4 protein-coding genes are annotated in these 11,036 nt (G+C 65.3%); 2 read left to right on the top strand and 2 right to left on the bottom strand.

Annotation, left to right across the window (positions count from 1 at the left end; genetic code table 11):
- Together JHD07_RS16125 and JHD07_RS16120 are read right to left on the bottom strand one after the other, a co-directional pair.
- Positions 1-1,019, bottom strand: a 1,019-nt coding sequence (locus JHD07_RS16125; protein WP_291623876.1) for an HlyD family type I secretion periplasmic adaptor subunit, incomplete at its 3' end; no start/stop codon positions are given.
- Between the two features lie 10 nt (positions 1,020-1,029).
- Positions 1,030-2,808, bottom strand: a complete 1,779-nt coding sequence (locus JHD07_RS16120; protein WP_291623873.1) for a type I secretion system permease/ATPase — start codon at positions 2,806-2,808, stop codon at positions 1,030-1,032.
- Between the two features lie 503 nt (positions 2,809-3,311).
- On the opposite strand from JHD07_RS16120, the gene JHD07_RS16115 reads away from it, so the two are divergent.
- Together JHD07_RS16115 and JHD07_RS16110 are read left to right on the top strand one after the other, a co-directional pair.
- Positions 3,312-5,384, top strand: a complete 2,073-nt coding sequence (locus JHD07_RS16115) for a hypothetical protein (protein WP_291623871.1) — start codon at positions 3,312-3,314, stop codon at positions 5,382-5,384.
- Positions 5,385-5,543: 159 nt separating this feature from the next.
- The coding region (locus tag JHD07_RS16110; RefSeq protein ID WP_291623869.1) for a 5'-nucleotidase C-terminal domain-containing protein at positions 5,544-11,036 on the top strand (5,493 nt) is incomplete at its 3' end.

Here is an 11,036-nt window from a genome sequence, read left to right as displayed (position 1 = left end):
TCGATCATTTGTGGATCGACCCGGGCCTCCACCACGAGCGAGTCCTTCGGCACGATCAGCATCAGCTGTTCGCCCGCGGTGATCACGCCGCCGACGGTGAAGACCGATTTCTGGTGGATCAGACCGTCCTGCGGCGCGCGCAATATCACGCGATCGAGCTGGTCCATCGCGGCGATGCGGCGTTCGCCCAGATCTGCAAGCTTGCTCTCGACGTCGCGCAGTTCGGTCGCGACTTCACGGCGCTGGTCCTGAACCAGCTGGATGATCTGCAGTTCGGTTTCGGTGATCCGGCCCTTGGCGCGTGCGATCTCGGCGATCAGCTGGCCTTCCTCGCCGGTCAGGCGGGAGGCCTCGCGCTCGAGTGCAGTGAGACGCGCATAGGGCACCAGGCGCTTTTCGTACAACTCGCGGACACCCTCCAGCTCGGTTTCGATCCAGCGGATCTGTTCGCGCTTCGAGGCGATTTGTGCCTCCAGGCCGCGGATTTCGTCGGCGATCTGGGCCTTGCGTTCGCGCAGCTGCGATTGCTGGCCATTGATCGCCTCGCGCCGCCGGGCGAAAAGCGCGGTCTCGCCCTCGATCATCTCCGCGATCGCGGCGACGGTGCGGCGGGCGGCGATCTCGTCCGGCAGCACCACCGCATCGCGGCCGTTCTGCTCGGACTGCAGCCGGGCACGACGCATCCCCAGCTGGTTGAGCTGGTTTTCGATCAGCGCAAGGTTGGCGCGCGACAGTGTTTCATCGAGGCGGACCAGCATGTCTCCGGCTCGGACCTGGTCGCCGTCGTTGACGTAGATGTCGGCGACCACGCCGCCGGTAGGGTGCTGAACCCGGCGGACGTTGCTGTCGACCACCACCTGTGCCGGCGCGATCACGGCGCTGGCGAGCGGCGCGGTCATCGCCCAAACGCCGGCGGTGGACACGACGATGGCCAGCGTGCCGATTCCGAATGCGGTGGCGCGCCGGATATCGCGAAACGGATCGTTGCGGCGAGCCTCGGGCGTGCGGGCTGCGGTCATATGAAAGTCCTCAACTGGCGGCGGCGGCAGGAACCGAACGCGCATCGGGCACCGCCTGCAGCGCCGCGCCGCCCGGCGCCGGATGAGCGGCCAGCGATTTGCGCAGCACTTCGTCCTTCGGTCCGAACGCCTGCACCTGGCCGGTCGCCAGCGTCAGCACGAGATCGACCGCGGCGAGCGCCGCCGGCCGATGCGCAATGATGACGGCAATACCGCCGCGAGCCCGGACACGCCGGATGGCGTCGGTCAGCGCGGCGTCGCCTTCGGCGTCGAGGCTGGCGTTCGGCTCGTCGAGCACCACCATGAATGGATCCTTGTAGAGCGCGCGCGCCAACGCGATCCGCTGCCGCTGGCCGCCCGATAGGGTGGCGCCGGCTTCGCCGATCCGCATCTCGAACCCCTTCGGCAGCTTCAGGATCATCTCGTAGGCGCCGGCGGCCTTCGCCGCGGCGATCACCGCAGTCTGGTCAATCTCAGAGTCGAAACGCGCGATGTTTTCCGCGACCGTCCCGTCGAACAATTCGACGTCCTGCGGCAGATAGCCGATCATGCCGCCGCGAATTTCTGCCGGCCACTGATCGAGGGTGGCGCCATCGAGCCGGATCTCGCCGCGTGCGATCGGCCAGATCCCGACCAGTGCCCGCGCCAGCGTCGATTTGCCGGCGGCTGACGGGCCAATGATGCCGACCGCCTGGCCTGCTTCGAGTACGAACGAAGCGTTGTGCACGATCGCGGTGGTGCCGCCGGGGGCGGCGATCGTGACCTGCTCGACCGTGAGCCGATGTACGGCGCGTTCGGGCGCAACGTCGGGGTGCGGGGCGTCGCCCTCGCGCAGGGCGGCGCGGAGCCGTTGGCCCGCCTGTCGCGCGCCGATGAACGGTCGCCAGATGGAAATCGCCAGTTCCACCGGCGCGAGCGCGCGGCTGCCCATGATCGACGCGGCGATCATCACACCGCCGCTCGCCAATCCCTCGATCACGAGATAGGCGCCGAGGCCGAGCAGCGCCGATTGCAGCATGAAGCGCAGCGTCTTCGACAACGCGCCGAGCGACCCGGCGATATCCGCGTTGCGCTGCTGGGCGGCGACTAGATCGTCGTTGGCCGCGCCGATCCGGTGGATCAAACGCTGCTCCATCCCCAAGGCGGCCACGATTTCGGCGTTGCGCCGACCCGCTTCAAGCTGGACGCCGCGGATTGCGCCGGCACGCGACGCGTCCCGGGTCGGGGCCCGCGTCAGCACCTCGGTGAGCAGCGCGATCCCGAACAGCAGCACCGCGCCCACGACCAGCGTCCAGCCGAGATATGGATGCAGGAGAAAGCAGCCGGCGAGATACAGCGGCATCCACGGCAAGTCGAACAAGGTCGTCGGGCCGAGCCCGGACAGGAACGACCGGACCGAGTCCAGATCATGGGACAATTGCAGGCCGCGATTTGCGCCGCCGCCTCGTAGCGGCCCGCGCAGGATGTTGCAGACGACCGGTTGCCACAGCGCGGCGTGCAGCGCCGATCCAATCCGGGTCAGAATGCGCTGACGCAGCAGGTCGAACAACCCTTGCATCGCATACGCTGCCGCCACCGCGATCGACAGCGCAATCAATGTCGGAATGCTGTGCGATGGAATGACCCGGTCGTACACCTGCAGCATGTAGATCGAGCCGGTGAGCATCAGCAGATTGAGCACCGCAGAGAACAATCCCACCGTCAGAAAGGCCGTTCTGCAGGATGCGATCGCGGCCGACGCGAGATCGCCGGACGCGGGAGTCGACGCGGAGGGCGTTGTTGCGGTCATAATACTCAATTCAAAACGACGTCGGACCGTTACGTTTGGATGCGATCGGCGTTCGTTAGCGAGGTTCAACGTCAGGCGCATGACAATGCGGCGCGTGCACGAAAACTCGGCCCGGGGGCAACGAGGCCGCGACACCTGCGACGAAACGCCGCCTTGGCCGGAGGTTCGCCCGCGCAGGCCGACAATCGAAGCTTGGCGCGGTCGCGGGCTCTCGGCCCGCCGATCCCGCTACATACAGAAGACTCGTTGGCGATCGCTGCCGGCCGAGAGATCGAGCGCGTCGCTTGGTCCGATACGAGTCGTTGCTTCGCTCAGCCTTCACACGACATGTCGGGTCATGACTTCACCGGCCCGTTAAGAAGTAGTCACCGATCTGTTGTCATCGGCATTCTATCAAAGCGCATTAACGATCCGTTAACCATCGGCCGTCTGGACCGTGCCCTCACGCATGCCGTGAGGCGGCGATCCGCGACGTCGTCTCTCAAGCGCTGGAGTGGCTATCCATGTCGACGACCCCTCATGTCCTGGCGAACGGCGATTTCCTGCAGGATTGGTCCAATACCGGTCTCATCACGACCAATGATGATTGGTCGGGAGTCGCGTCGATCGTCGGCTATCTCGGCAACGATGTCGTTTCGGCAACCGGGGTGGACGCGCGTACGGCTACCGGATCGTCGTCAGGAGATGTCGACGTCGTCGCCAACCAGACCAATACCGCCATCACCAACGGCGGTGTGGCCGAATTCCAGATTGCCAACCCGACGGTGGCGCTGAACGGCTCGAACAGTGCGGATGCCCCCAACCTCGTGATCCATCTCGACGCCACCGGCCGCAAGGATGTCCGACTGAGCTTCGAGGCACGCGACCTCGACGCCAGCACGGACGACGCCGCGCAGCAGATCAACGTGCAATATCGGCTCGGTTCGAGCGGGGCGTGGACCAACGTTCCAAGCGGCTACGCCGCCGACGTCACCACCGGCGGTGCCGCGACCCAGGTGACCCAGTTCGATCTGCTGCTGCCTGACGCCGTCAACGGCCGCAGCGACCTCCAGGTTCGCATTCTCACCACCAACGCCGCCGGCAATGACGAGTGGGTCGGCATCGACGACATCCGCGTTACCAGTTCGTCCGAATCGTCAGCCGAAATGCAACACGTCGCCTTTGCGCCGGATTTGCTTACGGTGTCGCATGACGAAGGTAACAGCGGTCCGACCGTCTTCCAGTTCACCGTCGAGCGTAGCGGCGGAACCACGGGCGACGTGGCGTTCTCGGGAGCGATCGCTTCGGCACAGACCGATGCGGCCGACTATGTCGGCGGCGAGCCGGTCAGCTTCAGTGGCACCATCGCTGCGGGAGAGACCTCCGCAGTCGTGACCGTCACCGTCGCCGGCGACACCGTCAATGAGCCGAACGTGAGCTTTACGCTGACGCTGCAGGACTTTTCCAATTCGGCGGCCGTGACCACCACGATCGTCAGCGCCGCGACGGCGCCCGGCACCATCGTCAACGACGACCTCGGCATCACCAAGATCAGCGCAATTCAGGGCAGCGGAGCCAGCAGCGCGATGGTGGGCCAGATTGTGACCGTTGAAGCCATCGTGGTCGGCGACTTCCAGAACGGCGATGCCGACGCCAACCGCAATCTCAACGGCTTCTATCTCCAGGAAGAGGCCACCGATTCAGACGGCAACGTGCTGACGTCCGAGGCGATCTTCGTCTACGGCGGCGCCACCGACGTCCAGATCGGCGACCGGGTCCGCGTCACCGGCTCGATCAGCGAATATTTCGGCCTGACCGAGCTTACTGCCAGCAGCATTTCGGTCGTTCAGGCCGGCGCGGTGGCCGACATTGACACGATGGCGACACAGATCGACCTGCCGTCGATGGGCACGACGCTGAGCCAGGACGGCAACTACCAGCCCGATCTCGAAGCCTATGAAGGCATGCTGGTCACGATTCCCGAGACCCTGACCGTCACCGAGCAGTTCAATCTCGACCGTTTCAATGAGATCAAGCTTGTGGCGGGCGAACGGCCCGAACAGTTCACGCAGGAGAACGCGCCCGACGCCGCCGCCTACCAGGCGTATCTGGCCGAGCTCGGTGCTCGCACCATCACCTATGACGATGGCCTGAACGTCCAGAACGCCGCGATCAACACCCTCGCCGGCTTCGATCCGAACGACAACCCCTCCGCCACGCCGAACTACGGCACTGCCGACGCGGTCCGGATGGGTGATACTGTCACCGGCCTGACCGGTGTGCTCGACTATCAATGGGCCGGCAACTCCGCCTCGGGGGCGACTTGGCGGATTCGTTCGGTCGAGGATGGCGCCAACACCTTCGGGGCCGGCGATAACCCGCGCACCGATGCGCCGGAAGACGTCGGAGGTCGCCTGAAGGTGGCGAGCTTCAACGTGCTGAACTATTTCACCACGCTGGACAATGGCGGCACCACCGCGATCGGCCAAGCGCCGCGCGGCGCCGACAACGCCGCTGAGTTCGCACGTCAGACCGAGAAGCTGGTCGCGACCATTCTCGACATGGACGTCGACGTGCTGGCGCTGACCGAGCTGTAGAACGACTTCTCGGCCGCATCGTCCGGCAACGCGATCAAGTACCTGGTCGAGCAGCTCAATGCCGTCGCTGGGGCCGGTACCTATGCCTGGGTCGATCCCGGCCAGCAATTCGTCGGCGGCGACGCCATCGCGGTCGGCTTCATCTACGACACCACCGCGGTGAAGATCGCCGACGGTACGACCATCGAGACCCTCAACGACGCCGACCTGCCCGGCCTCGGCCTCGGCGGCTTGCTCGGGCAGAGCACGGTCGGCGCGGTGTTCGACGGCGAGAACACCAGCCGCAATGCGCTGGCGGTGACCTTCGAGGAACTTGCGACCGGCGAAACCTTCACGGCGATCGCCAACCATCTCAAGTCCAAGAGCGGTACCGGCTCCGGCGCCGATTCCGATCAGGGCGACGGCCAGGGCAATTGGCAGAACCAGCGCGAGCTGGCTGCCACCGCACTCACCGCTTGGGCGGCGAGCGATCCGACCGGCTCGGGCGATCCGGACGTCATGCTGCTCGGCGACTTCAACGGCTACGCCAAGGAGCAGTCGACGGCGATCATCGAGGGCGCGGGCTATGAGGATTTGCAGGCCCGTGAGGACGATGCTTATTCCTATGTGTTCGACGGCCAGACCGGCACGCTCGACTATGCCTTCGCCAATGCCAGCCTCGGCGCGCAGGTATCCGGTGTGACCACTTGGCACATCAACGCCGACGAGGCCGATGCGCTCGACTACAATACCGACTATGGCCGCGACACCTCGATCTTCGACGGCGACGCCTCGATCCGGGTGTCCGACCATGATCCGGTGATCGTCGGCCTCGATCTCGGCGAGCAGGAACCAACCCCGGCTTACACGCTGCAAATCCTGCATGCATCGGACTTCGAGGCAGGCTTGAACGCAGTCGATCGCGCCGGCAACTTCGCGGCGATCGTGGACTATCTCGAGGAGACCTACGACAACTCGATCACGCTGTCGTCGGGCGACAATTTCATTCCCAGCCCGTTCTTCAGCGCCGGCAGCGACAGCTCGCTGAAGGAGGTCTATGAAACGGCGCTCGAGACCTATTACGGCCTCGCCGCCGGGACGCTGAATATCTCGCCCGGCTTCGGTACCGCCGACATGGCGATGCTGAACATCATCGGCGTGCAGGCCTCGGCGATCGGCAATCACGAATTCGACGCCGGCACCAGGGCATTCGCCGACATCATCAGGCAGACCGGCGGCTATCCCGGTGCGCAGTTCCCCTATCTCTCGGCCAATCTGGACTTCTCGGCCGATGCCAATCTCGCCTCGCTCTACACCGGCACGATCCTGGATGCGGACGCCTACACCGGCTTCCCGCCGGCCGCGGGTATCGGCAAGAAGATCGCGCCGGCCACTGTGATCGAGGAGAATGGCGAAAAGATCGGCGTGATCGGCGCCACCACCCAGATCGTGCAGAGCATCTCCTCGACCGGCGGCGTCGAAGTGATCGGCGACAATGTCGATGACATGGCGGCGCTGGCGGCAATCCTGCAACCGACCATCGACGGCCTGCTGGCCCAGGGCATCAACAAGATCATCCTGGTCAGCCATTTGCAGCAGCTCGCGCTCGAAAAGGCGCTGGCGCCCCTGCTGCACGGCGTCGACGTCATCATCGCCGGCGGCTCGCACACCCTGCTGGCGGACGAGACCGACGTGCTTCGTGCCGGCGACACCGCTGCCGACACCTATCCGATCGTCACCGCGAACGCCGACGGCAAGACCACGCTGATCGTCAACACCTCCGGCGAGTACTCCTATGTCGGACGACTGGTGGTCGATTTCGATGCCGAAGGCAACGTGATCTACAGCGCCAATACGGCGGTCAACGGCGCATACGCCAGCACGGAGGAGGTGGTGGCCTCGCTTTACGATGGCAACACGACGGTCGATGTCGACGATGACGGCGACGTAGATGCCGACGATGCCAACGCGTTTGCCGACGGCGGCCGCGGCGATCTGGTCAACGACATCGCCCAGGCGGTGGGCGGCATCATCGACGCGCAGGACGGCAACACTTTCGGCAAGACGGACGTCTATCTCGAAGGCCGTCGCGGCGAGGTGCGCACCGAGGAAACCAACCTCGGCGACCTCACCGCCGATGCGAACCTGTGGTACGCCCAGAAGGTCGATCCGACCGTGCTGGTTTCGATCAAGAACGGCGGCGGCATCCGCGACTCCATCGGCTACGTGTATGCGGTCGGCGGCGAAGCGGTGGAGAGCCCGCCGCTGGCGAACGCCAGCGTCGGCAAGGAAGCGGGCGAGGTGTCGCAGCTCGATATCGCCAACTCGCTGCGCTTCAACAACGCGCTGTCGATGGTTACGGTGACCGCGGATCAGCTGCTCAAGGTGCTCGAGCACGCGGTGGCGGCGACAACGGCGACCGCGACTCCCGGCCAGTTCGCCCAGGTTGGCGGCATCGCGTTTTCGTTCGACAAGGACTTGCCGGCCGGCAACCGCGTGCAGTCGGCAGCGCTGCTCGACGACAACGGCAACCCGGTGCTGACGCTGGTCGAGAATGGAGAACTGGCAGTCGATCCCGAGATGGCGATCCGGGTAGTGACCCTGAGCTTCCTGCTCACCGGAGGCGACGGCTATCCGTTCGCGAGCTTCATCGCGGCCAATCCCGCCTTTGCCAATGTCGTCAACCTGTCGCCAGACCTGGTTCCCGATGCCGAGCAAGTGGCGAACTTCGCCACCGAAGGTACCGAGCAGGACGCTTTCGCCGAATACATGGCGGCGAAATACTCCGACACGGCCTACGACGTTGCCGACACCGACCGGACGCACGACGAGCGCATCCAGAATCTCGACTATCGTGAAGACACGGTGCTCGAAGGCGAACCCTTGATGCTGGTCGGCGATGACGGCGACAACGCGCTCACCGGCGCGATCGGCGACGACGTCCTCTCCGGCCTCGGCGGCGACGATGTCCTCGCCGGGCTCGCAGGCGACGATCAGCTCGACGGCGGCGAAGGCGACGATACCCTGTCCGGCGGCGAGGGCGACGACGCGCTGCTTGGCGGGGCAGGCGACGACACGCTCGACGGTGGCGCCGGCGACGACCAACTGGCGGGCGGCGCCGGCGACACGGCTGATGCTGGCGATGGCGACGATCTCATCATCGTCTCTACCGACGACGCCGCGCCGAGTTCGATCGACGGCGGCGACGGAAATGACACGGTCAAGCTGATCGGCGGCGGCACGGCGGAACTGATCGCCACCCTCAATGTCGAAAACCTGCTGGTCTCCGCAGGCACCTGGTCGGCGGCCGGATCGGCATCGTACGACAACGTGACGGTCCAGGACGGCGCTAAGCTGGCTTCGAGCCTCATTGTCGACAACAACGACCACGTCGTCATCGAGGCCGGCGGTGCGCTCGCGGTGTCCGGCAACGCGATCATCTGGCAGGGCGGTGGCAACGCGGTCGTCGATAATGCCGGCGAGATCTCAGGCTCGACCCGTGCGCTCACCACTACGGCGGGGGCGACGGGCTCGCTGACCCTCAACAACCAGGCCGGCGGCGTCGTTCGAGGTGCGCTGACCCCGGAACGGGCCGGTCACGCCGACGCGACCATCACCGTCAACAACGCCGGCCTGATCGAAGCGAACGGCCGCGTCCTCGATTTCCGTACCTTCGACAACAACGGCGCGTCGGCGGTGATCAACAACCTTGCCGGAGGCGTTATCCGCCAGCACAATTCCGATACCGACGTGATCCGCCCCGGCACTGACGGCGTCGTCAACAACTGGGGGACGATCACGACGGATCCGACGTTCGTGGGTGGGGGCGATCTGATCGACTTCCAGAGCGACACCGGCGGCAAGGTCAACAACTACGCCGGCGGCTGGATGGAAGCTTCGCGTCATGCCGTGACCGGTGACAACGCCGTCACCGTCATCAACAGCGGCACGATGATCGGCCGTAACGGGTCCGCGGTGAATCTCGACACCGACGGAACCGAAGCGCAGAAGGCGTTCATCACCAACCACGGCGTGATGGAGGGCCGCTCGGCCGAACTGTCCGACAGCGACGGCGACGCCATCGATGTCGACGGTCTGGTGCAGATCGTGAACTACGGCAAGATCTCGGGCCTCGGCGCCGAGGGCTATCACGACGGCGAGCCGAACGTCTCCGAAGCGATCGCGATCGGCGGCGGCAGCATCGTCAACAATGCCGGCGGCGAGATCTACGGCTACGGCCGTGCGATCCAGGTCGACAACTCCAGCAACGCCAACGCGCTGGGGGTGACGACCATCGTCAACCACGGCCTGATCAAGGGCGACGGCCACGGTCCGGAAGGGGTCACCCCCGAGGATGCGGCGCGGTTCGACCTGCGCGGCAACGAGGCGATCAACCTGGTCGGCACATATGCCGACAGCCTCACCAACAGCGCCACCGGTCAGATCGTTGGCGGCGTCTCGATGGGCGGCGGCAGCGACACGCTGAGCAATGACGGCTCCATCACCGCCACCGGCGGATCAGCGGTGAACATGGGCGAGGGTGACGATCTGATCGTCAATCGCGCCATCATCACCGGCGACGTCCTGCTCGGCGCCGGTGCCGACGAGCTGATCAACCAGAGCTCCGGCGTCATCACCGGCGACGTCAGCTTCGGCGACGGCAATGACAGGCTCGGCAACACCGGCAAGATCGTCGGCAAGGTCGATCTCGGCGCCGGCGACGACTTCGTCAACATCTGGATCGGGTCCGATATCCAGGGCCAGATCCTGCTCGGCGACGGCAACGATATCTTGATCTCCAACGACTGGATCTCGACCAACATGGAGATCGACGGCGGTGCCGGGAATGACGAGATCTACACCTCGTTCGGTAACGACACCATCCACGGCGGCGAAGGCAACGATCGGATCTATGCCAACCAGGGCAACGACACCGTCTACGGCGATGCAGGCAACGACGAGATCTACGGCAACGACGGCGACGATCTGATCATTGGCGGTGCCGGAGACGACACCATCGATGGCGGCGCCGGCACCGACACCGCGACCTTCTCCGGCGCGATTGCCGGATACGCGATGATGCTCAATACCGACGGCACGTTGAACGTCGCTGATCAGCTCGGCGGCGATGGCACGGACACGATCGGCAACATCGAGGAAGTCCGCTTCGCCGACGGCATCTGGAAGCTACGCACCGGAACCGGCGGCAGCGATACGATCGTTGGTGGGGTCGGCAACGACCTGGTTTTCGGCGGTGCCGGCAACGACACCTTCATCGGCGGCGCCGGTCTGGATCGGTACGACGGTGGCGACGGCGTCGACACCATCGACTACAGTCAGATCCTGTTCAAGCTGACGATCGATCTCGAGGCCGGGCTTGCCTACTATCCGGGCTATCTGCCGGGCGCCGACCATCTCGCCGGGATCGAGAATGCGGTAGGGACGGCGTATGACGACACGCTGATCGGCTCGGCCGGAGCCAACACCCTGAATGGCGGCGTTGGAAATGACCTGCTGATCGGCGGCGCCGGAAACGACGTTCTGATCGGCGGCGTCGGCGATGACGTACTCCGAGGCGGTGCCGGTGACGACACCATCGAAGGCGGCAACGGTCAGGATGTGCTGGACCTGTCCGACGCCAGCGTGCCGGTCAGGATCAACCTGGCGGCGGGC

It is taken from the genome of Bradyrhizobium sp. (assembly GCF_016462955.1).
GTDB lineage: Bacteria > Pseudomonadota > Alphaproteobacteria > Rhizobiales > Xanthobacteraceae > Bradyrhizobium.
Note: the sequence above shows the minus strand (reverse complement) of the source record. Positions and strands in the feature narration are given on the sequence as shown.

Excerpts from the sequence above, each read along its gene's own strand:
- JHD07_RS16120 (WP_291623873.1), bottom strand. The coding sequence starts at position 2,808 with ATGACCGCAACAACGCCCTCCGCGTCGACTCCCGCGTCCGGCGATCTC.
- JHD07_RS16115 (WP_291623871.1), top strand. The coding sequence starts at position 3,312 with ATGTCGACGACCCCTCATGTCCTGGCGAACGGCGATTTCCTGCAGGAT.